Consider the following 22,226-nt stretch of genomic DNA (forward strand, 5'->3'; position numbering starts at 1 on the left):
GAGGAGGATGAAAGCGCCAGAACCGGTCTTCACAACGACAGGGTGCGCAAATCTAATTGCGGCGGGGGATGGCGGCTTCTGCAACCCCACGTTTGCGTCTATCGCCGCGGATTGCCAAAAAAAGGGCCCTCACCCCAACCCCCGCGCCATAGCCAATTTGCATCACGATGGCCACGATAATGGCGGCGAGGCCCGCTCCGACACCGAGATCGACCCAAGGGGCCAGCAAAGCCGAACTGGCGGTGAAGGCGAACGCTATGGCACAAAACGCCAGCAGATTGATCTTGTAGGCGCAGGCAAATCCGATGGCGAAGGCGATGAACGCGAGAGCGATCATGTCGGCGGCTCCGGAGGCACACAACGACCTTATATGTCGACTGCTTAAAATGGAGGCGAACATGAGGTAAATCAAGGCGCTATTGCCCCTTGACCCACAGCCGCGGGCATCTCACCTTGTGACGAGCGTTCATGTGTTTGCGGTCCGCATCGGTAGCCGGCCTGGTGTCGCCCCGGCTCGCGTCGCTGACCTCGGTCAGTTCCGCGGCCTGCACGGTCGCCGCGATGCCGCCGGAGAGGGACATCCGCTTCAACGCTGCTTCCGTGCGTGGCCGCTCTTTCAGAGACCATAGAAGCGCCACGCTTATGGTTGACGACATACAAATGTAGGCATAGGACTCGTTCGTCACCGCCATGCCTAGATAGCAGATGTGATGGCTGCATAGCCTCCGGCCCCAGGCGTTACTGGGCGATTCAGGATTGCCTTTAATAATCACGTATGCATCTCAGTCGGGATAACTCCACTCGTAGGTATTCCGCAAGATATCTTTTCGCCTGACGGCGGTATCGATTGGCTATTTCTGGTTTAATCTGAAATCATTTCGTTTACTCGGCGGTCTCGCGCGAGAGGGGGGCGCGTTTGGTTGTATCTGCGGGGATTTAACCCATGCAGTGGTCCTTGAAAGAGTCTTTTGCAGCGCATGCTGACGAAAGCTTGCCCACGCCCATTGGCGGCTCTGGCAAGCGGTTGTTTGATGTCCTCGCTGCCGTTGCTGCACTTGTTGCGTTGGCGACGCTATTCCTCTGCGTCGCAGCATTGATCGGGCTGGTCGATGGACGCCCGATCCTAATCAAGCATACCCGGGTCGGATTTGGCGGCAGGTTGTTCCCGTGCCTGAAGTTCCGCACCATGGTCGCAAACGCGGACGAGGCACTAACCACTCACCTTGCTGCCCATCCGATCGCCATGGACGAATGGCGACGGACGCACAAATTGAAATGCGACCCGAGAGTTACGCCGATCGGCCGCATTCTGCGCCAACTCAGCATCGATGAGCTGCCGCAACTCGTCAACATTCTGCAGGGGCACATGAGCCTCGTCGGACCGCGTCCCATCGTCGTTGGCGAGATGGAGAAATACGGCGCCGCGATCAATGAGTATCTCGCGGCGCGCCCGGGCTTGACCGGCATGTGGCAGGTCAGCGGCCGGAGCGAAACAACCTACGAAGCCCGGGTCAATTTTGATCGCGACTACGTTCAAAACTGGTCGATGAGCCGCGATATCGAGATCATCATCCGCACAGTTCCCGCAGTTTTCCGTCTGCGTGGAACATGCTGATCCTCCGGTGGCGTGTTGCCGCTGAGGCCGATACGGCGGATGGCCCGAGCTGACGTGGTGCTGGCAAGGTCATCGCGCGACGGGAGGCAAAATATGGATGCCAAGCGATTCACCCTGTTCAAAAGCGGCAGTGCCACAGACCCGGGCGAAGCGTTCCCCGACGCCGGCTTGTTCTATCCGGCGTCGTGGGAACTGATGGAGGACGAGGAGCTGCCGTTTCTCGATCCACGCCTGGTTGCGGCCATGAATAGTCGCAGCGCCTCCGTGGCAATCGACCGGATGAGTTCGATGGTTGAAGCCCGCCATCGACGTCGGACGGCTGCGCGTGACGAGGTTGCCGCGACGCTGGTCCGCGCCGGACTGGACCCTTCGGCCCTGATCCGGCCCGGCCCGACCTCACTCTCGTCTGATGGCGTCGCGCCGGGAGGAAATCGACGCCAGGAGGCATGGCCCTGGATGCACCGGCTCTTCACGAAGATGGGAGCTCCATTCGGTCGGGAGCGTCGGGTCCGGAACCTGCGAGGCGAACTCCTTGTCCATACCCTGGCACTCGACGTGCTGGAGCTTCTCCGTGCCCAACTCGATTGGAGACGCCGCCGGCTGTCGAACCCTGCGACAAGGCGCACAGCTCGGGGGCTTCAAAGGGCCCAAGCCTTGCTCGACCGTCCGGTGGTGGCTGCGTTGAGTGCCGCATTCAGCGGCTTCAACACTGCCTATCTCCTTCCTCAGCACGCATACCAGGCGGAGCTACTCTCTGCAGCCGCATGGCTTGGCTGGAAGCTCGAAGGATGTCACGCGCCTCTGCCCCAATCCGCCGCGCATTACCTGAAGGGAATGGATGAGACCTACGGAGATTGGTCGTGGCCGCTTCAAGGCGAGCCCGACCCCCAGCTCGTCCTGCGTCTGTCACTCGCGCTGGCAGGCATCAGCACCCAGAACCTTGAGAAACATGCACATGATGAATGGCCTTCGCCGCCGGCAAGCATCGATCTGCGTCCCAAGGGGCGCGTGGACGAGCCGCTGTGCAGTGCATTGGTCGGGCTCCTGGAAAACTAGCCAATGCGCGAGTCCCCCAGGACAGTAGGGGCTGCAGGTTGGCGCGCAGCCCGGGTGGAACGCCCTGGCGGGGAGGGACGCCACTCGCAGTCATGGATGGAACGAACACTCCCTGGCAGCCCGGGCCAAGTTCAAAGGAACACCCTGTTCTTTGAACCAGGCTTCCTGGAGCGGAGCGCAGTCCGTCATGGCGAGCAATCCGCTGGAGGCAGGGCGAGATCAGACATGGTTGGCTGCCCAAAGCTCGCCATCATCATCTTATGCTTTAACTACGAGCACTATGTCGGGCGTGCCATTCGCAGCGTGGTTTCTCAGTGTCGCGACGACTGCGAGCTTGTCGTGGTCGATGACGGATCGACGGATTCCTCCTGGGATGTCATCAGCAGCGCGGGCGTCACCGCCTTCAGGATCAACAACAGCGGCCAACGGCTGGCATCCCTGTTCGCACTCGATCGGACACAGGCGCCGTTCATCCTGTTTCTTGATGCGGATGATGAACTTAAGCCCGGTTCGCTCGAGCAGATCATCCCGCGGCTTGATCCCAACGTGGCCAAGCTGCAGTTCGCACTCACCCGTATCAACGCCGACGGCGACGTGATTGGCGAGGCTCGCCCGTCCCTCGAAGCGTTCCGCACGCGAAATGATCTGGCGAACCGCATCCTCCGGACGGGCGTCTATACGACACCGCCAACCTCCGGGAACGTGTTTCGGCGGGACGTCTGCGAGATCCTTCGGGAAGCCGCTCGCGACAAGGCGATCGACGGGGTCATGCTGTCTGCCGCGCCATTCATGGGGGACGTCGTCAGCCTGTCCGACGAACTTGGATTGTACCGGATCCATGAGCGCAATTTCTCGGGACTGGGTCGTGCACTCGATCCAGGCATCCTCAAACGAGATATTCGCCGGTTTGTTGAGCGCATGGATCATCTGCGCATGATCGTGGATCGCTTTGGCCAAAGACATGCTCTCGTAAAACCACAAGATACATTCTTCTACATGGAGAGAAGCTTTTACCTCTATATCGCAAGCGGGAGGCGGCATGGCCGCGTCAAAATGCCGTTATTGATCTCCCATCTCTGGCGGGAATATTACTCCGCCACGACAAAAACCGCGATGACTGCCTTTTTTTTACTTATTTTTGTGCTGCCGGATAGCCGAGCCAAACCTCTGCTGGCGTACCGGTTCAGGGTTGGACGTCGCTCGGCACTCGGTTTCTTGAAGACGATGATCAGAGGGAATGGTGATCGGTCTTCCGACCCCCCTGAGGCTTAGGCTGCTCAGGCAGGAGACAGGCGCATGAGATACGTCGCTTTCCTCTTTATCGTGCTCCCGCTCGTATTCGCCGCCGCGCCTGGCGCGGCCGAAACGCCCGAGGGCTCGCAAACTCGATACCTGCTCGGTCCCCAAGATCGCCTCATGGTTCGCGTGCATTCGTTGCGACGGAACATAGGGGAGGCCTACGCTTGGGCTTCCCTCAATGGAGAGTTCGCGGTCGGCGCTGACGGCACCGTGTCAATGCCGGTCGTTGGCCACGTAAGAGCTGCGGGCGGCACGACGGCCGAACTGGCCGATCAGATTAGCCGAATTTTAAAGGAGACGGCCAATCTGGCAGACCTTCCGTCTGCATCGGTCGAGGTGGCCCAGCACCGGCCGTTCTTCGTCCTGGGCGCGGTGCAGCTGCCCGGCAAGTATGAGTTCCAACCTGGCATGACAGTTCTGCAGGCGCTCAGTATCGCTCAAGGCCTCGCTCGCGCTGCAGATCTGACGGGCGTAGAGCGTGACATGATCGAGGCCGGAGGAGGGTTCCGGACACTTGCCGCCGAGCGCATCGCACTCGAGGCCAAGCAAGCGCGCCTGTCCGCCGAAATCGCCGGAGCTGACGATATCTCCTATCGAGACGATCTGGCCGCGCGCATCGACGATCCGAGGGTTGCGCTGGCACGGCGAGAGGAGACGCTCAGGTTCAGCACCCGCCGAGACGCGCTCAAGGCGGAGCTCGACGCGATCGAGCAATCAAAACAGCTCCTCCAGCAGGAGCTGAAATCGCTCGACGACAAGGGCAAGTCACTCGATCGCCAGCTCGAATTGAACAAGCGCGAACTTCGCATCGTCAGCGATCTCGTATCTCGGGGGCTCACCGTGACGCCTCGGCAGCTGGCGGCGGAGAACACGCAGGTGAACATTGAAAGCAATCGCCTGGATGTCCAGGTCGCGACCCTGCGGGCGCACCAAAGTCTGACGCGAGCCAATAGGGATATCGTCGATCTCCGCGCCCGATATCGCAAGGAGACGCTCGATGACTCGGCGCTGACCCGTTCCTTGCTCGACCAGAATGCGGAGAAAATGCAGACGGCGGAGAAGCTCTTCCAGCACGCCGAGACGCGCTCGCCTGGCACCAGAAGCGAGGTGGATGAGCTCGTGCCGACTTATAAGCTCACCCGGGTGACCCCTTCGGGACCTGTTTCCTGGGTGACGTCCGAGGATGCCCTGCTTGAACCCGGTGACGTGCTGCAGGTCGGGCTTCCCCGTCCGTCTCGCTCGATAGGGGCGCCAGCACAATCAATGGCTGCTCCTGCGACCCGTTGACATCCTGCAGCCCGGAACTTTCCGCTGGACCCGTCGCGTCCCAGCGCAGAACCCGATCTCAGGTCTCAGCTGTTTGTCACCACCACCGATCCTGCAGTTCGAGGCGCCCCGGAGCAACGAGCAGCCGCACGCCGCATCCAAGCAGGGTGCCGACGTAGAATGCAGCCCCGACTGCGGCTGTGATGACAAGCTCGATAATGGCCTTGAGTTCCAGCGGCGCCAGGACATGGCGCAGGAGAAGAACCGAAGCCGCCATCACGGCTGCAGCGAGCGCAACCTTCCAGATGTTCTTCAGCTGCGCGAACACGCTGGCTCCCGCAAGCTGACGCGCATAAAGAACATAGAAAACGAACATGATCGCAGCAAGCAGCCCCCGCGCGATAATGACGCCGACAGCCGAAAACAAGTACAGGCCGATGGTGATGAGCGGGATTCTCAAGCCCAGATCGATGCTGTTCAATTTGAACAGGACAATGGGGCGATCAATCGCGAGGCTGAGCGAGTACAGAGTCTGGAAATACGGTACCGTCAGAACTGTGAGTGCCAGCAACTGAAGGAATAGCGCAGCGTCGTGCCATTTCGGGCCCAAGAGAATGGCGACGATGAGGTCAGCCGTACAGGAAATGCCGATGCAAGCGGGCGCCGAAAGCAGCATCGCGAAACGCGCCGTCTTGAGGAAGGCCCGCTTCAGTCTACCGTGATCTGAATCGAATTTCGAGAACGCCGCCATGACGGGCGGCATGGCGGGCCCGATCAAGCTTTGCGTAGGGAAGACAGCCAGATCGCGCGCGACGGTGTACTGACCAAGCGTCGCCCTGTCGACAAACCGTCCCAGCAGGACCCGATCGAACTGCCAGTTCAGAGCCGCCACGGCCTGCGCGGAGACGAACCATCCTATGAAGCTGGAGAAATCCGCCAGCCGCGATAGCGAAAGCGACGGCCGATAGGGCGCGAGCACATAGGACGCAATTGTCGTAACCAAGGCGGCCACGACCGAATTTGCAGCGATTGCCCAGTAGCCCCCGCCCCAGATCACCGTCGCGATCGCGACAATGACCGCGCATGATTTCCCGGCAAGCTCCGCAATGAACGCCTGCCGGAAGTTCATCTCACGAACAAAGTGAACCATGCTGGGACTATACAGGCCCCTTGCTATCGGCCCGATGGCAAGAACTGCAACCAATGGAATAAGACGATAGTCGTTGTACAGCAGCGCGAATGGCCAAGCCGCCATGAGGATGACGGCCGCGGACAGAAGACTCCGCAGCATGCCCAAGGTGAAACCGGTATCGAGGTGAGACCTGTCGAGGCCCTTGAGCCGTATCAGGGCCTGCGTCACCGGAATTTCCAGCACCGTGTCCACGATGACGATCAGCGACGTGGCAAGTGCCGTGATGCCGAAATCAGCCGGCGTGAGGATGCGGGCCAAGATCAGAAGCGTGAAGACGTCAATCAGGCGACCCAGCAAGCGCGAGAAGATTAACCAGCCGGCCCCTCTGATGGTTTTCATCGCCAGCATGCTGAAATCAGGGCCTCTGTTTACGATGACGCTGAGAAATCATGGCTGACGCATCGTCCCGACCAGGCTGGGAGCTTCTTCGCCCGCATAAACTGATGAGTCCTGGGCCGATCTGCGTCGCAAGTTGCGGAGGTGATGAGTGAAGCCGTCTGGAAACGCGTCCCCGAGACGGATACGGGACCAAGCCTAGAAGCTGCGCAATGCGAAACCTGTACCGTCGTGCCTTGTGATGTGATCCTAGGCCAGCCCTTCCGCAAGCAGTTTCGTGACGGGCGAGACAGTGGATCCTGTCCGGTCGAATGAGGAAAGGGCCACTGCCGCTCAGTTGTTCAGCCCTGGCAGTCCTGTCTCAGATGCTTTGCCGCAAGCTTCGATGCCCCTTGGCGTACTCAGCGGTAAAGCTGCGCCGAGATACCGCGCAGCACGTGAAGAGCCTCCAGCGTACCCAGAAGCGCGGGGCGAAGGAGGGTAAATTTGCGGACAATGGCTCCTTCGCGCCAGCGCTGTTCCCTGATCCACTTCAATCCGACCAACAAGCCTGCTTTCTGATCCGCACCGAGCGCTCGCACGACGCCGGAACGCCCGAAGTCAACCGAGCGAAATCCCACCTCGAGGCAATTCACATCGGCTTCGGTCGGACGTGTGATGGCCCGCTTGAGGCGGCACCATGCAACGTCCGCATCGTGCAGGGCGATGGCGCCTCCGGGAACAGTGTCGATATAGTCCAGCGCCCCGGCAAGAAATGGATTTCCGACGGAGGGCTCGAGCACGCCGCGGTCGATATTGCCACTGTTTGCAACGATATTGCCGGTTTCGCCGATGCGGAACTGCCGCACGGACGGGATGGCGGGTTCGAACAGGCTTTCGATCAATTGCCAGTATCGCAGGACGCAGGTTTCGACCTTGAACGGATTGTAGGTATCCTGTTCGACGAGCAGTCCCGAAACCCGCGGGAAGTGTTCCTCGCCGTGCTTCTTGTAGTTGGCTCGCGCGAATTGCACCGTCTCGATGGGCAACTCGGGAAAGCCGGCCGCGAGAAGGCGCTGGGTGCTGCCGTAGAGCCCGGTGTCGCAGAGCACGATCCTGTTCGCGTTGCCGATGAGCTGACGAAAATGGCGCGTGAACAACGCATTCTGCTCCTGGATGTCGGCGCGAACTTCACTCCCTGACTCGGTGGACAGCAATGCAAACAGCGCCCTTCCGTCGAAACGATGATACCACGGCTCGGGCAGATCATACGCCCGACCGCCGAGTGCCTGGGCGACATCGGCGAAGGAGCTGTTGCGAAACTCTCGCCCAAGCTCCTCCAGCGCTGCCCCGCTCTGAGCCATAACGGCAGCGCGGGCGGCGACGAGGCGCGACACCAGGATGTTGTCCCGGACCAGGCTGAGCGGGAGGCCGAACCTGTCCAGGACACGTTCGAACGCTTCCCTGATACCGATCCCACCTCTTGCGCAAAAGAGCAGTGCAGTCTTGTCGGCCACGCTTGCCTGATGGGCATACAGCCAGATCAACAGGCAGAACTGGGTGACGATGGGGCCAAATATCTCACGTCCGAAGGACATCGCGTCCTGGGGCGCAGCCCGCATCTCCGCAGCCGCCCTTCCCTGTCGGGGCTGGCGCCTGATTTTTGCAAATCCACCGTCCGCGAACGACCTGTAGCGGATGAGGCGACGACGCAGAACATGACAGGTGTGGATGCCCATCGCGGAAGGCACGCGATGGTCAGCCATCTCATCATTGCCGATATGCAGCATCTGTGCGGCTGACACCGCCTCCGACGCAGCTACGATCGAGAACATTTCCCCGTGACGCTTGGTCTTGCCTTCGTCGGCGCTGGAATAAACCCGATGCAAGAGGTCAGCGCCGTGGAAGTGGGTAATGAGCTCGCCGATCGTGTTCGCTGGCAGGGTCGTGTCGCTGATGGCGACGATCCGCATACCCGCGCGCCGTTGCCTTCGCAGGATCGATCCCAGCGCTTCAGCCGGAGCAAGGCAGGCTTTCTCGACCTGCAATTCGATATCGAGGCGTTCGCTCGCCAGGCTTTGGGCAAGACCGAGCATCCTCAACTGGCGTGCGATGATGTCGGCGATGCGGACTTCGCCCCCGCCACCGCCCACCTTCAACGCGCGGAAGGCGAGCCTTTGTGCCTGAAGGCGCGCCTGGACCAATATATCGGAGGAAATGATGCAACCGCGTTCAGCAAGCGCGCTCGCGAACCGGCGCTCGGCTTCCACGATGCGAGACCATTCCGATTTGCCCTGGCGCAGAAGCAAAGTGTCGAAGACATCGGTCGATATCAGCTTGATGCCGTCGAGCGACGCAATCAGGGCTTCAAGATCTCGCCATGCCATTCAAGACCCCTCGTGGGGTGGCCATTGTGACGATGCAAGGCATTGTGTCTCGGTCCCGTTTTGCAGGCGATGCACGCTATTGTCGAGCGAATTCGTTTTGACGAAACTCCAGAGCGACGGGCCTTCGCGTTAGAAATCATCGCCTCTTCATCCGGCCATTTTTCGACGGGTTGGTGTAATGACAACGCCCCAGTCTAGTGACGGAAAAGTCGACCGCTCCTTCGACCGATCAAGCAGCGACAAGATCTTCTATGTTCCGAGCAATGGGTCCCTATGGCGCGTCGATCGAGCGGGCCGTCACGGGCCGAGAGGGCAGGAGCGCGCAGCGTGCGTGCGAGGCGCAGGGTGGATCCTGAAGCCACCTTGCCAGCCAGGGATTGCTTGCCCGGGGGGAGCTGCCCTCCTAATCTTCAGGCTTCGCGGATCCGGTATCTGCATGCGCATTCTTCATCTTCTCAACCATACGAACCGACTGAACGGACACGTCCACGCGGCTGTCGACCTTGCTTGCGCCCAAAGGATGCTGGGTCACGCGATTGCTGTCGCAAGCGGGGGGGGTGATTTCGACGCACTTCTGACCAGGCACGACGTTGAACAATTTACGATCAGCCATCGTCGCAGACCTCTTGACCTGTCGAGATCCTTGTTCCTGCTCCGGCACTATATCCAGGCGTGGCGCGCGGATGTCGTGCACGCCCATATGATGACGAGTGCCGTATTGGCGTGGCCCGTTTGCAAGCTTGTCGGCATCCCGCTGGTGACGACCGTTCATAACGAATTTCAGCGAAGCGCTATCCTGATGGGGCTTGGGACGCGTGTCATTGCCGTCAGCACGGCCGTCGGCCGCTCCATGCAGAAGCGTGGTGTGCCCCTGTCAAAACTGCACGTCGTGCTCAACGGAACCATCGGGGCGGCGAGGTTTCAGGGCAGGGACCGGACGCCTGTCGACCTCGGCTTTCCCGCCATCCTGTTCGTCGGCGGCCAGCATCCGCGGAAGGGCCTTCCTGATCTGTTCGAGGCGTTTTCTTCGGTTCACGCAAGACACCCCGCCGCCAAATTATACATCGTGGGTGAAGGGCCCCATCTCGCCAGCTACAGGGAGATGGTCGGCAAGATGCCGTGCTCAGGCGCGGTGACCTTCGCCGGGGCACAAGACGACCCCTTCGCATGGATGCTGGGGGCAGACATCTTTGTCTTGCCGTCGCTTGCCGACCCGGCGCCCCTGGTGTTGTCGGAAGCACGCGAGGCGGGCTGCGCGATCGTCGCCACGGACGTGGACGGGATACCGCAGCTTCTGGAGCAAGGGATGGCTGGGATTCTCGTGCCACCACGCGACCCGCCGGCCTTGGCGAGCGTTCTGTGTTCACTCCTCGACAACCCCGAAACCATCGCGGAGTGGAAACGGAAGAGCCAGACCAAGATCGACTATCTGACCATTGAGCGCGTCGCCGGCGAGACCATGAAGGTCTATAAGGCCGCGATCTCGTCACTGCGGCAATGATCGAAGGCGAGCTCGTTTATGCTGCTGCGCAGGGCGCTGCATGCTGGATATCCTCACTGGATCGGCCGTTTCTGCCAGCGTTCTGAACTCATCCGAGGCGCGACCTACAGGAGAAGAACGGTGATGGCTCAACCCTCTCGACGCGTTCTGCTGAAAGGCGCTGCTGCTTTCGTGCCGGCTCCGGCCATTCTCCTGCAGGAGGGAGCGGCCCTTGCAGAGATATCAGACGATCCGACGACGGGGCGCACGCTTGCGTTCGATGAAGGTTTTGCGGCTCTGGACAGTTCGATCTGGACTGCCGGGCCGAAGGCGACAACGTTCGATGCCGGTTTCTACGGCAGATCGGCCTTTGCCCGCATCTCCGGCGAGGAGGGTTTCAATCCCTATGCGATCGTCGACGATCCGATGGCGAGCGACGGCAAGGCGCTGCAAATCTCAGCGAAGTATATCGGTAGACCGATGAGCGTTCGCGGTTACTACGGAAATAACTCGCCGGAATTCCAGTGGATCTCGGGCAACATCCAGACTGCGAAGCGAGACGGGACGATCAGCAAAGGTTGGCGTCACGGATACTTCGAAGCCAGGATGCAATTTCCCAGGCATCCGCTGACCTGGCCGGGTTTCTGGATGATGAACGGCCGCAGCATCCTGTTTCCGAAAACGAGCATCGAACTCGACATTGTCGAGCAGAAGGGCTGGGAGCTCGACCTCTACGGGACCTATCTGCACGAATGGGGACAGCCCGGTCAGCATCACGAAGGGATTGGCGTCCCGACAGGTGTCGATGTGACGCAAGGATATCACCGTTATGGAATGCTGGTGGACGGCGCGCGATGCGCTCCGTATTTTGACGGCAAGCCCGTGCGTCATTCAGGGACTGGTCGCCCGGTCGTTTGGACTATCGGACGATCCGCACAGATGGATGAGCAGCGGGATGTGTTCTGGCCCCTGCTGACGCTTGCGCTGCGCTCCGACGTCCCGTTTCCGAATCCGCTTCGCCCGGAAGACTACTTGGCACATCTACGGGTCGACTACTTCCGCGTCTACGCCTGAACTCGCGCAGCGAACCCGGGATGAGCCATGGCCAACGCGCAAGGGCGTGTAATGCCGGAACAGTGCTTCGAAGAATTTGATACCAGCCGCCTTTGACGTTCTGTCACTTCTGGCAAGGTTTGGGATCGCATCATGAACCTCGAACCGATCGGCATCGCCTCCATCGTCGTCGGTCTGTTCTGCCTGCTCCTCGGCTATCGCGCGGTGGCGAGCACCTTCATCGTCGCGGAATTGTTCGGATCGGCGGCCGCCTTCACGGTCGGCGCAGCCAACATACAGCCTGCCTATGTCCTGCTGGCCTTCGTGATCATTGCCACGCTGCCGCGCCGGGGCGAGGCCGTCGCGTTCATGCGGGCCCTGCACCCGCCCGAGCCGGGCTTCTGGCTCGTTTGCCTGGTGCTCTATGGCGTCGCCAGCGCCGTCCTGTTGCCACGCATTCTATCCGGCACGACGCAGATCATTCCGCTCGGCTCATCGCAATTCGAGGCCACGCGCTCCACCATCCCGCTAGTTCCCATCTCGACCAATCTCACGCAAAGCCTCTATCTGGTCGCCAATCTTTTTTGCTTCGCCACGATGGTCGCGATTGCCTCGACCCGTGATGGGTTCAGGACCATTCTCGGCGGCTTGATCGGCTACTCCATCGGCAATGTTCTCTTCGCCCTTGTCGATATCGGCACCTTCGCGACGGGCACGCAGGACATCCTCGGCTTCATGCGCAACGCGCAGTACACGCTTCACACCGAGGCGACCGTAAGCGGAATGAAGCGTATCGTCGGTTCCCGCACGGAGGCCTCATCCTTCGCCCGCGCGACGCTCGGCGTACTGGGACTGACTGGAACGCTGTGGCTCTGCGCCTATCGGCCGGCCCTGACCGGCTCGCTCGCGCTCGCTTCGCTCGTGCTGCTCATCCTTTCGACGTCTACGACGGGGCTTGCCGGGGCGCCGATCGTGCTGCTCATCCTGTACGTGACGGCATTTTTGAGGTGTGGTTTGCAAGCGAACGCGCGCTACAGCGCGGCGGTCGTCCTCTGTGTGCCACCCCTTTTCGTGGTCGCAATCCTGTTGGTCCTGATCGACGCGGAAACATCCGCGGTTGTCCGCAACTATCTGGATCTCGTGGTTCTCAACAAGGCGAATTCCGACTCAGGGATCGAGCGAAGCGGGTGGAACGCGGTCGCTTTCCAGAATTTCCTCGATAGCTGGGGCTTTGGCGTCGGCCTCGGCACCGTTCGTACCTCAAGCCTGATCCTCGCCCTTCTGGCCAATGTCGGGCTGCCGGGCGCCGCCTTCTACGCGGCTTTCGCAGGAACGGCGCTCTTGTCCGCCCGCGGAGTGCCACGCAGCTTCCCGTCCGACGTGCGCCTCGCGGCGCGCAATGCCTGCTTCAGCCTTCTCATCGGCGACCTGGTCATCAGCACCATCGTCGACCAGGGTCTGTTCTTCTACGTGCTCGCAGCAATCGCTTCGGCGCAGCCCGAGCGCGACGAGGCAGGCAGCAAGGATGTCTTGCCGGCGGAGGCGGGGGCATGAGCGCGGCAGCCGGTTTCGCGGTCAACGGGCGTTTCCTGACCCAGAACGTGACCGGCGTGCAACGCTATGCGCGAAACGTCGTCGCCGAAATCGATGTCGCGCTTGCAAAGGCGAATGCGACGGCTCCGATCATCGCGCCTCCCGGTGGGGTGGATCCTCACCTGGCAGCGATGCCGCTGACCAGCGCAGGCCCGCTCAGCGGACATGCCTGGGAACAGGCGGTCCTGCCCGTCAAGTGGCGCGGCCGCCTGCTCAACCTGTGCAATACCGCCCCAGTCGTAAAGGCGGATCAGATCCTCTGCATTCACGATGCGAACGTCTTCACCGCCCCGGAAAGCTATAGCCCCATGGTCCGGTGGTGGTACGGCCTGTTGCAGCCGCTTCTTGCCCGCCAAGCGGCGCGGATTGCGACGGTCTCGAATGCTTCGGCGCGCCAGATCGCCCGTCACCTGCCGGTTCGGGCAGCGGACATCGCCGTGCTGCCAAACGGGCATGAGCACGCGCTCGCCTGGGACCCTGCGCTCGCCCGTATCGCTCCGTCTGTTCTGGCCACCGTCAGCGAGGCTTCGGAACGCCGCTTCGTGTTGGCGCTCGGTTCACATGCGCGCCACAAGAACCTGCCGCTGCTCCTCGATGCGGCTCCAGGACTCGCGGAGATGGGCGTCGATGTCCTCATCGCAGGAGGGGATGCCGGGATTTTTGCTCCGGAAATCCTCAGAAGGGCTCCGAACGTCCGGGTAATCGGCCGCGTGTCGGATCATGATCTCGCCTACCTGATGGCGAGAGCCGTTTGCCTGGTTTTCCCGTCCTGGACAGAAGGATTTGGCCTGCCGATCGTCGAAGCGATGGCACGCGGCTGTGCCGTGATCTCGTCCGATCGCGCCAGCATGCCCGAGGTTTGCGGCGATGCCGCGCTGCTTGCCTCACCCGCCGACCCCGCTGCCTGGGTACGACAGGTGCGCGCCTTGCTCGGCTCGCGACACCTCAGGGAGGAACTCGTCGGTCGGGGGCGTGAGCGCGTCCGGCTGTTCTCCTGGGCCCAAACGGCCGCAGGGTATATGGAGCTCCTGCGCGAACCATCGAGCCGCCGGTCCGCCAATACACTGTTCGAACGGCCTTCGCCTCGGGTTGCGGTCATCGTGGCGACGCACGGGCGCCCGGACATAGCGAGCGCCACAGTCCCTTATCTGCTCGCAACGCAGACGACGAAACCCGCAACGCTGATCGTGTCATGCGTCGAAGAAGAGGACGCGGGCGATCTGGTGCACGCGAACGACGTGACGATCGTCACCGGACCGCCCGGATTGCCGGCGCAAAGGAATACTGCTCTGGCTGCGCTGCCGTCCGGGGTCGAAATCGTGGCGTTCTTCGACGATGATTTTGTCGCAGACAGAAATTGGCTTAGCGTCGCGGTGAGTACTTTCCGTGACGAAGCGGATATCGTCGGTTTCACGGGCGCCCTTCTTGCTGACGACGTGAAGGGACCCGGCCTCGCATTCGAAGAAGCGACCCGCATCGTCGAAGCGGCGGTCCCTCGAAGCCGGTGGTCGTGGATCGAGCCATATAGTCCCTATGGCTGCAACATGGCGTTCCGTGCGTCAGCCATTCGCGATCTGAAGTTCGATGAGCGCCTGGTCCTCTATGGCTGGCTTGAAGACCGGGATTTCGCTGCGGCGCTTGCCAAGCGTGGCGGCCGGCTCGTGAAATGCGCGGACGCTCGCGGCGTTCATATGGGCGTGAAGGGAGGTCGCACCAGCGGGGACCGGATTGGCTACTCTCAGATCGTCAATCCGCTCTACATGTTTCGCAAGGGCACGATGACAATCAGGCAGGTGGCCGATCACCTCTTTCGAAATGTTTCGAGCAATGTGGTGCGATCGGCCAGGCCTGAGCCGTTCGTCGATCGACGGGGCCGCTTGAGGGGCAATCTCCTCGGCCTTGCCGACGTACTCCGCGGGCGTCTCGAACCAGAACGCGCGGCAACCCTTCGGCCGAAAGGGGAGAGATGACGATGCATAAAGGCGCAGCGCCCGGAAGCCGCTCGGCCAGTTCGAGGTCGATCACCGGTACTCCGGCGGACAACGTGGAGGACGGTCCGATCGCACTTTTGCGAGCGGCGCTCGCAATCGGCCTGCAGCATAAACTCAGGCTGGCCCTGTGGGTTGGGCTCTTCATCGTTCTTGCGGCAGTCTATGCGCTCTCGATGTCGCCGACCTACACGGCGACGGCCACCCTATTGTTGGAGCCTCGCCGGCAGATAACCGGCGTGTTGCGGGAGGGCGCCTCAGCTCCGACGCTCGATCTGAACCGCGCAGACAGCGAACTCCAGGTCTTGCGCGCGGAGCGCCTGCTGACCCAGGTGTTCGACAGTCTCGATCTGGAGAACCACCCTGAACTCAAGCCAAGCCCCCCCGGCGTCATCGGATCGTTGCTGGCCAGGGCTCGCGGTCTGCTTGCCGAACCGCTCGACCCGCCCGGTGTGACGCAGGAAGCCGCAGCAGCGCTGGACCCGCGAGCCTCATCCGTATCCAGTTCGTCGACGGGGCTGACCACAGCGGGCAAAGCGCGACAGGTCGCCTTCGCAAACTTCGTGGAGCGCCTCGCGGCCCGCCGTGTCGGTCAGTCCTACGTCGTCGAGATATCATACTCCACATCAGATGCCGCCCTTGCACCGCGCGTGGTGAATGCGGCGGTTTCCGCCTACCTCTTGCAATCGATCGCCTTCAAGGCCGATGCGGCGAGGAGCGGCGCGGAGTATGTGCAGGGGCGCGTCGACGCGTTATCCGCTCAGGTCAGGGCTGCCGCCGAGGCCATGAGAAGTGGTGCGCTCCCCAATAGCCCGACGCCTGATGCTGACGCCCGCGTCATCGGCGCGGCGTTGCAGCCGCTCCGGCCGTCGGCGCCTCGAACGGGACTGATCATGGCGCTCGGAGGAATGCTTGGCTTCATCAGCGCCATTGTCATCCCCGCACTCGGCAGCATTCTCGATCGCAGGGTGCGAACAGCCAATCAGCTCACGCGCGAGACGGGCATCGCATGTCTGGCGACCGTACCGGAAGCGAGCGACCGAAATGGATCGGCGCTGCGGTCCGCCGCCGAAATGGACGTCCTCGCAGTCTCTCATCCCGAGAGCGCCTTCGCCGCAGCCGTTCGCGATCTGCGAACCTCCATCAAGCTTGCCGTCTCCCCGGAGCAGATCGGGGGGAATCACGTTATCGCGTTCGTCTCCTTGGCGCCGAATGCCGGATGCAGTCTGCTCTGTATGAACCTTGCCCGCCTGATTCAAAGGGGCGGCAAGAAAGTGACCGTCATCGACGCGGATCTGCATGGCGTCGAGAGAGGGCTGGTCGGTAACGATTCTCTCGTGGGTAGCACTCTGGTCGACGCGCTCACGAAAAACGATCCCATGGATCAAATCGTGTTCCTCGATCTCGACGGCATCGCCGTGCTTCCGGCCCGTTCATTGGATACACATTCGAACTATTTCGTCGATTTACACGATCCGAAAGTGGCGGCGATCCTGGAATTCGCACGCAGCAGGGGCGATGTGCTCCTCGATTTGCCGCCGCTGTCCGACTCGGCTGACGCAAGGGCGCTGGCTATTCAAGCCGATGCTGTCGTCATCGTCGTGACGGCAGGGCGTAGTACAATCGACGAGATCAAGGACGCGGTGCGGTCCCTGGAGAGCCTCGAAGCCAACCTGATTGGTGCGGTCATTAACCGCGCAAAGGCGCAACGGGCATTGGCGCACTCGCAAGCAATGTCAGCAATCCGACGGGCAGTGCGTGGGGCGTGACGGCAGGATCGTGGTGTCGTTGGACAAAAGCGGGAAGGTCATGTCGGCGGTGCCTGCGTTACCACAGTCGATGGTTCCTTGATGCGCTAAGCTCCCTGGCATTCATCCTCTTTGCCAGATTGACCTGAGTGGGCAAGATTCGCCCGTGATCGCACGGAACTGATCGCTTTCACGAAGCCCGGTCACCCACGTTGCCAAAAGAGCGGGTCATCACCCAGGAGTCCGACGACGAGGTTTGTAGCCGGCATTGCCGCTCGCGTCGTCGAAGCCCGGAAAAAGTGTGAGATAGATAAAGTCGGGGCCGCTGTGCCCGAGTAGCCATATTTGACACATCGCGTGTCCGCTACCCAGCCATCCCAGCGGGAGCGTCGGATCGGACCCCAGCCGCAGCAGGGCCAGAGCCCCCTTCACAGTCTGACTCGTTCAGATTTGCCGGCCGTCACTGGAGGGAGCGACTCTGGAGCATCCACAAGGAGCAGCCCCTTGGCCCAATCTCCAAATTTCTGCCAGGATGCTTCCGACGAAGGCGCCGAAGCCCTCGTGGGCGAGACTGTTCAGCGCTATTCTCCACCGGTGCGCGACCGTCATCCGGCCGGGCGCGCCTATGGCACGAAGGCTCTTGAGATGCTGGCTGGTGTCGAGGGCAGAGTGAATCCGCGCCGGTATCCCGGCACTGAACTCAACGCGCGTGCCGGTATGTTCTCCAGAACTCAAGAGCCGCTGCGCTATGCCTGCGCACGCGATGCCTGCCCAAGTCAGCGGCCGGCTGAGAGGCTGCAGCCAACGCTCAACGCTTTCACGCACGACGTCATTACCCCGCCGTGATCCAGGCGGCTTGAAGGAGGCTGAAGTGGGTCTTGTTCTCGACAGGGTGCGTTGCGAGGTTGGGGCGGAAACCTATATCCACGAGACGAGCCTGCGCCTGAAGCCCGGCACGATGACCGTGCTGCTGGGCGCGACCCTCTCCGGCAAGACCTCCCTGATGCGGTTGATGGCGGGGCTCGACCGGCCAAGTTCGGGGCGCATCCTCGTTGATGACGGTACGAGCGAAACCGACGTCACCGGTCTGGCGGTGCGAAAGCGCTCGGTCGCCATGGTCTACCAGCAGTTCATCAACTACCCGAACCTCACCGTCTTCGAGAACATCGCTTCGCCACTCAGGGTAAGGGGCCTGCCTAGGACGGAGATCGAGAGCAAGGTTCGCGCAATGGCGCGGATGATGCAGCTTGAGTCCTTTCTGGAGCGGATGCCACTCAACCTTTCAGGCGGCCAGCAGCAGCGCACGGCCATGGCGCGCGCGCTGATCAAGGGCGCCGATCTCGTGCTGCTCGACGAGCCGCTCGCCAATCTCGACTACAAGCTGCGCGAGGAATTGCGCGAGGAGCTGCCGAAGATCGTTCGTGGCTCCAAGGCGACGGTGGTCTATGCCACCACGGAGCCTGAGGAAGCCCTGCTGCTTGGCGATTTTACTGTAACGCTCTGGCAGGGGCGGGTGACCCAGCATGGCCGCAGCGCGGAGGTCTATCGCCGCCCGCTGGATCTGACCACGGCGCGCATCTTCTCCGACCCGCCACTCAATCTGCTGCCGGTCACGAAGCGTGCCGGGGACATCCTCCTGCCAGGCGGCGCAGCTGCCCGGGCGACCGGAGCGCTCGCAGGGCTGACGGACGGGGAATATCAGCTCGGTTTCCGTGCGCATCAACTAACACTGCACCGACCGGATAGTCCCAGCCTTGTGTTCGATGGCACTGTCACCGTGGCCGAGATCACGGGCTCCGAGAGTTTCGTCCATGTCGAGGTAGCGGGTTCGCGCTGGGTGGCGCTCGTCCCCGGAGTTCAGGAGCTCGAACCGGGTGCAGTCGTCACAGTCTATATCGATCCGGCCTGCGTCTTCGTCTTCGTTCCCGATGGCCGGCTCGCCCACGCCCCCGCCTTTCTCTCCGCGGCATGAGGTCAGAGCGATGGCGCGCATCGAACTCTCCGATCTCGCCCATTCCTACAAGCGGGACGCCACGGCACCGGCCGATTTCGCCGTGAAACCGATGAACCTGACATGGCGCCAGGGCGGCGCCTATGCGCTGCTCGGCCCCTCGGGCTGCGGCAAGACCACCTTGCTTAACATCATCTCCGGCCTGCTGACCCCCTCGCATGGCGAGGTGCTGTTCGACGGGCGCGACGTCACCGGCTTGCCGACCGAGCGGCGTAACATCGCCCAGGTCTTTCAGTTCCCGGTCGTCTACGACACGATGAGCGTGTATGAGAACCTCGCCTTCCCGCTTCGCAACCGTGGCATGGCGGGCAACGCGGTCGATGCCCGCGTGCGCGAGATAGCCGCCCTCCTGGAGTTGAGCGGCGATCTCGGCCGCAAGGCGCGCGGGCTCACCGCCGATGCCAAGCAGAAGATTTCGCTCGGTCGTGGTCTGGTCCGGCCGGATGTCGCAGCGATCCTGTTCGACGAGCCCCTGACAGTCATCGATCCGCAGCTGAAATGGGAGCTGCGCTCGAAGCTCAAGGCGCTGCACCGGGCGCTCGACGTCACCATGATCTACGTGACGCATGATCAGACAGAGGCTCTGACCTTCGCCGATACGGTCGTGGTCATGCATGACGGACGGGTGGTGCAGGCCGGGCGGCCGGACGAGCTCTTCGAGAAGCCGGCGCATACATTCGTCGGCTACTTCATTGGCTCGCCGGGCATGAACGTGCTGCCAGCCACTATCGACGGCAACCGGGCCCATGTCGACGGCGCGGCGATCGGGCTCGACCGCAGCTACGACATCCCTGCCGGCAAGCGCATCGAGATCGGCATCAGGCCGGAATTTGCCAGTCTTGCGCGCGCCGACGAAGGACTGCCCGTAACGGTCGAGCGCATCGACGATCTCGGTCGCACAAGGCTGGCGCGCCTGCGCCTAGGCGGACACCCCTTCGCGGCCGGCGTGCCGGATGCGCTGAGCGACATCGGCAAGACCGCCGGGCTCATACTTCAGCCCCGCCATGTCCATGTCTATGCCGATGGCGAACGCCTGGACGGGAGGGCCTGATGGACAAGCCCCATGACAATCGCGCCTGGCTGCTGGTCCTGCCGGTTCTCGCCATCGTCGCCTTTTCGGCCGTGATCCCGCTGATGACGGTGGTGAATTATTCGGTGCAGGACACGTTCGGCAACAACCAGTTCTTCTGGAATGGAACCGGCTGGTTCAAGGAATTGCTCGACCCCTCGAGCGATCTCGGTGGACGGGTGCGCGACTCGCTGGGGCGCAATCTCGCCTTCTCCGCGATCATCCTCGCGATCGAGGTGCCGCTCGGCATAGCAGTCGCGCTCGCCATGCCGCGCGAAGGCTGGAAGGTGGCGGCGACGCTGGTCCTGATGGCGATGCCGCTTCTGGTGCCCTGGAACGTCGTCGGCACGATCTGGCAGGTCTTTGCGCGTGGCGATATCGGGCTGCTCGGCTACACGATCAACCGGCTCGGCATCGACTACAACTATGTCGCCGACCCGCTGGCCGCCTGGATCACTATCATCGCGATGGATGTCTGGCACTGGACCTCTTTGGTGGCGTTGCTCTGCTATGCCGGGCTGAAATCGATACCCGACGCCTATTATCAGGCGGCGCGGATCGACGGGGCCAGCCGCTGGGCGGTGTTCCGCTACATCCAACTGCCGAAGATGCGGCGCGTGCTGATCATCGCCGTGCTGCTGCGCTTCATGGACTCGTTCATGATCTATACCGAGCCCTTCGTCGTCACCGGCGGCGGACCTGGCAACTCGACCACCTTCCTCTCGATCGAGCTGGTGAAGCTGGCGCTCGGACAGTTCGATCTGGGCAAGGCCGCAGCGATGTCGATCGTCTACAACCTGATCATCCTCGCCGTGTGCTGGGTCTTCTACACGGTGATGACCAATCTCGACGTCGAGCGCCGGCGCCCGCCGGCGGATGCGTGAGGTGCGGCCGATGACGACGGACAGTCTCACCTCCGCCTCCTCCCTTCCCGCGGCCCAGGCGATGCCGAAGGCGCGCTCGGCCTTTCGCTTCAATGGCGGCGCGGTGACGCTCGGCCTCTATCTCGTCTTCCTGCTGCTGCCGATCTATTGGCTGGTCGTCATGAGCCTGAAGACCAATGCCGAGATCAATTCCGGCATGACACTCTGGCCACGCGAGATCACATTCGAGAACTACCGGACGATCTTCACCGACCCATCCTGGTACTCCGGCTATATCAACTCGCTGACATATGTGGCCATGAATACGGTGATCTCGATCACCTTGGCGCTGCCGGCGGCCTATGCCTTCTCGCGCTACCGATTCCTCGGCGACAAGCACCTGTTCTTCTGGCTGTTGTCGAACCGGATGGCGCCGCCGGCGATCTTCGCCCTGCCCTTCTTCAACCTCTATTCCGCGATCGGTCTGTTCGATACGCCGCTTGCCGTGGCGCTGGCGCATTGTCTGTTCAACGTGCCGCTCGCGGTCTGGATCCTCGAAGGCTTCATGTCGGGCGTGCCACGCGAGATCGACGAAACCGCCTATCTCGACGGCTACTCCTTCCCGCGCTTCTTCGTGAAGATCTTCGCGCCGATCATCGCCAATGGCATCGGGGTCACCGCCTTCTTCTGCTTCATGTTCTCCTGGGTCGAGCTTCTGCTGGCCCGCACCCTGACCACCGTCAACGCCAAGCCCATCGCCGCCACCATGACGCGCACGGTTTCGGCAGCCGGCATGGACTGGGGGCTGCTCGCAGCTGCGGGCGTGCTGACGCTGATCCCCGGAGCGCTCGTGATCTGGTTTGTCCGCAACTACATCGCCAAGGGCTTCGCCCTGGGGAGGGTGTGATGCCCGGCTTTGACACGATCGACCTGGCCTGGATGGCCTGGACCCCGCAAACTGGCCTGTTCTTCGCCGCGATCTTCGCGCTGTTGCTGACGATGACCGCTCTCGCGATCTGGCGGCCGGAGATCGAGAGAATCGGCGTGCTTGGGATCCCGACGACGCGCGGCGACCGGCTGTTTCTGAGCCTGCTCGGCGCGGCCTTCATCCACCTTGCCTGGCTTGGACTCAGCGGAGCCGAGCTGTGGTGGGCCTCGCTGCTCTCCTTTGTCTATGCCGCAGCGGTTTTCCGCTTCGTCTGACCACCCCGGAGGCTGACCGACGACAAAAAGCCGCCTTCGCAACAAGAGGCCGCCAACGCCCGAACGATAACAACCATCCAGTGGAGGA

Annotated in this window: 18 protein-coding genes; 15 read left to right on the forward strand and 3 right to left on the reverse strand. The window is 62.0% G+C overall.

All coding sequences use genetic code 11. The features are described 5' to 3' along the window. Window positions 1-52: 52 nt before the first annotated feature. Window positions 53-337, reverse strand: a complete 285-nt coding sequence (locus AB4118_RS23960) for a hypothetical protein (RefSeq protein WP_441492084.1) — start codon at window positions 335-337, stop codon at window positions 53-55. A 606-nt stretch (window positions 338-943) separates the two neighbouring features. Here AB4118_RS23960 and AB4118_RS23965 point away from each other — a divergent pair. From AB4118_RS23965 to AB4118_RS23980, 4 genes are all read left to right on the forward strand, one after another. Then, entirely contained in the window at window positions 944-1,615 is a 672-nt protein-coding gene (locus tag AB4118_RS23965; protein WP_441492085.1) for a sugar transferase, read from the forward strand. A gap of 93 nt (window positions 1,616-1,708) precedes the next feature. Continuing rightward, complete coding sequence (locus AB4118_RS23970; RefSeq protein WP_441492086.1) at window positions 1,709-2,671, forward strand: hypothetical protein; 963 nt, start codon at window positions 1,709-1,711, stop codon at window positions 2,669-2,671. A gap of 225 nt (window positions 2,672-2,896) precedes the next feature. Further along, the gene (locus AB4118_RS23975; RefSeq protein WP_441492087.1) at window positions 2,897-3,943 is read left to right on the forward strand and encodes a glycosyltransferase family 2 protein; all 1,047 of its coding nucleotides are present in this window, start codon (window positions 2,897-2,899) and stop codon (window positions 3,941-3,943) included. Between the two features lie 24 nt (window positions 3,944-3,967). After that, window positions 3,968-5,257 (forward strand): polysaccharide biosynthesis/export family protein, encoded by a 1,290-nt coding sequence (locus AB4118_RS23980; protein ID WP_441492088.1) that lies wholly within the window; start codon window positions 3,968-3,970, stop codon window positions 5,255-5,257. 76 nt (window positions 5,258-5,333) lie between these two features. Here AB4118_RS23980 and AB4118_RS23985 read toward each other — a convergent pair whose 3' ends face one another. Beyond that, complete coding sequence (locus AB4118_RS23985; RefSeq protein WP_441492089.1) at window positions 5,334-6,776, reverse strand: lipopolysaccharide biosynthesis protein; 1,443 nt, start codon at window positions 6,774-6,776, stop codon at window positions 5,334-5,336. Window positions 6,777-7,165: 389 nt separating this feature from the next. Further along, the gene (locus tag AB4118_RS23990) at window positions 7,166-9,013 is read right to left on the reverse strand and encodes a hydrolase (protein WP_441492090.1); all 1,848 of its coding nucleotides are present in this window, start codon (window positions 9,011-9,013) and stop codon (window positions 7,166-7,168) included. A 553-nt stretch (window positions 9,014-9,566) separates the two neighbouring features. Here AB4118_RS23990 and AB4118_RS23995 point away from each other — a divergent pair. From AB4118_RS23995 to AB4118_RS24045, 11 genes are all read left to right on the forward strand, one after another. Beyond that, the gene (locus AB4118_RS23995) at window positions 9,567-10,631 is read left to right on the forward strand and encodes a glycosyltransferase family 4 protein (RefSeq protein ID WP_441492091.1); all 1,065 of its coding nucleotides are present in this window, start codon (window positions 9,567-9,569) and stop codon (window positions 10,629-10,631) included. Between the two features lie 123 nt (window positions 10,632-10,754). Then, window positions 10,755-11,684 (forward strand): glycoside hydrolase family 16 protein, encoded by a 930-nt coding sequence (locus tag AB4118_RS24000; RefSeq protein WP_441492210.1) that lies wholly within the window; start codon window positions 10,755-10,757, stop codon window positions 11,682-11,684. A 132-nt stretch (window positions 11,685-11,816) separates the two neighbouring features. Continuing rightward, window positions 11,817-13,217, forward strand: a complete 1,401-nt coding sequence (locus AB4118_RS24005) for a hypothetical protein (protein ID WP_441492092.1) — start codon at window positions 11,817-11,819, stop codon at window positions 13,215-13,217. Further along, window positions 13,214-15,226, forward strand: coding sequence for a glycosyltransferase (locus AB4118_RS24010; protein WP_441492093.1), 2,013 nt, complete (start codon window positions 13,214-13,216; stop codon window positions 15,224-15,226). The genes AB4118_RS24005 and AB4118_RS24010 overlap by 4 nt, the downstream gene beginning before the upstream one ends. Then, on the forward strand, window positions 15,223-17,013 hold the full coding sequence (locus AB4118_RS24015) for an exopolysaccharide biosynthesis protein (protein ID WP_441492094.1): 1,791 nt from the start codon (window positions 15,223-15,225) through the stop codon (window positions 17,011-17,013). Before AB4118_RS24010 ends, AB4118_RS24015 begins: the two co-directional genes overlap by 4 nt. Window positions 17,014-17,496: 483 nt before the next feature. Then, complete coding sequence (locus tag AB4118_RS24020) at window positions 17,497-17,838, forward strand: hypothetical protein (RefSeq protein WP_441492095.1); 342 nt, start codon at window positions 17,497-17,499, stop codon at window positions 17,836-17,838. Window positions 17,839-17,863: 25 nt separating this feature from the next. Further along, window positions 17,864-18,964 (forward strand): ABC transporter ATP-binding protein, encoded by a 1,101-nt coding sequence (locus AB4118_RS24025; RefSeq protein ID WP_441492096.1) that lies wholly within the window; start codon window positions 17,864-17,866, stop codon window positions 18,962-18,964. A gap of 10 nt (window positions 18,965-18,974) precedes the next feature. Next, window positions 18,975-20,054: an ABC transporter ATP-binding protein gene (locus tag AB4118_RS24030; RefSeq protein WP_441492097.1), complete on the forward strand. Its 1,080-nt coding sequence runs from the start codon at window positions 18,975-18,977 to the stop codon at window positions 20,052-20,054. Next, window positions 20,054-20,956, forward strand: a complete 903-nt coding sequence (locus AB4118_RS24035; RefSeq protein WP_441492098.1) for a carbohydrate ABC transporter permease — start codon at window positions 20,054-20,056, stop codon at window positions 20,954-20,956. Before AB4118_RS24030 ends, AB4118_RS24035 begins: the two co-directional genes overlap by 1 nt. Before the next feature lie 61 nt (window positions 20,957-21,017). After that, on the forward strand, window positions 21,018-21,842 hold the full coding sequence (locus AB4118_RS24040) for a carbohydrate ABC transporter permease (RefSeq protein ID WP_441492211.1): 825 nt from the start codon (window positions 21,018-21,020) through the stop codon (window positions 21,840-21,842). Beyond that, window positions 21,842-22,138 (forward strand): DUF2160 domain-containing protein, encoded by a 297-nt coding sequence (locus AB4118_RS24045; RefSeq protein WP_441492099.1) that lies wholly within the window; start codon window positions 21,842-21,844, stop codon window positions 22,136-22,138. The genes AB4118_RS24040 and AB4118_RS24045 overlap by 1 nt, the downstream gene beginning before the upstream one ends. The last annotated feature ends 88 nt before the right edge of the window (window positions 22,139-22,226 follow it).

The organism is Allobosea sp. 2RAB26, from assembly GCF_052115465.1.
Taxonomy (GTDB): domain Bacteria; phylum Pseudomonadota; class Alphaproteobacteria; order Rhizobiales; family Beijerinckiaceae; genus Allobosea.

Bases quoted from the DNA above. Each gene is read 5' to 3' on its own strand.
- AB4118_RS23960 (WP_441492084.1), bottom strand. From the start codon at position 337: ATGATCGCTCTCGCGTTCATCGCCTTCGCCATCGGATTTGCCTGCGCC.
- AB4118_RS23965 (WP_441492085.1), top strand. From the start codon at position 944: ATGCAGTGGTCCTTGAAAGAGTCTTTTGCAGCGCATGCTGACGAAAGC.
- AB4118_RS23970 (WP_441492086.1), top strand. From the start codon at position 1,709: ATGGATGCCAAGCGATTCACCCTGTTCAAAAGCGGCAGTGCCACAGAC.
- AB4118_RS23975 (WP_441492087.1), top strand. From the start codon at position 2,897: ATGGTTGGCTGCCCAAAGCTCGCCATCATCATCTTATGCTTTAACTAC.
- AB4118_RS23980 (WP_441492088.1), top strand. From the start codon at position 3,968: ATGAGATACGTCGCTTTCCTCTTTATCGTGCTCCCGCTCGTATTCGCC.
- AB4118_RS23985 (WP_441492089.1), bottom strand. From the start codon at position 6,776: ATGCTGGCGATGAAAACCATCAGAGGGGCCGGCTGGTTAATCTTCTCG.
- AB4118_RS23995 (WP_441492091.1), top strand. From the start codon at position 9,567: ATGCGCATTCTTCATCTTCTCAACCATACGAACCGACTGAACGGACAC.
- AB4118_RS24000 (WP_441492210.1), top strand. From the start codon at position 10,755: ATGGCTCAACCCTCTCGACGCGTTCTGCTGAAAGGCGCTGCTGCTTTC.
- AB4118_RS24005 (WP_441492092.1), top strand. From the start codon at position 11,817: ATGAACCTCGAACCGATCGGCATCGCCTCCATCGTCGTCGGTCTGTTC.
- AB4118_RS24010 (WP_441492093.1), top strand. From the start codon at position 13,214: ATGAGCGCGGCAGCCGGTTTCGCGGTCAACGGGCGTTTCCTGACCCAG.
- AB4118_RS24015 (WP_441492094.1), top strand. From the start codon at position 15,223: ATGACGATGCATAAAGGCGCAGCGCCCGGAAGCCGCTCGGCCAGTTCG.
- AB4118_RS24030 (WP_441492097.1), top strand. From the start codon at position 18,975: ATGGCGCGCATCGAACTCTCCGATCTCGCCCATTCCTACAAGCGGGAC.
- AB4118_RS24035 (WP_441492098.1), top strand. From the start codon at position 20,054: ATGGACAAGCCCCATGACAATCGCGCCTGGCTGCTGGTCCTGCCGGTT.
- AB4118_RS24040 (WP_441492211.1), top strand. From the start codon at position 21,018: ATGCCGAAGGCGCGCTCGGCCTTTCGCTTCAATGGCGGCGCGGTGACG.
- AB4118_RS24045 (WP_441492099.1), top strand. From the start codon at position 21,842: ATGCCCGGCTTTGACACGATCGACCTGGCCTGGATGGCCTGGACCCCG.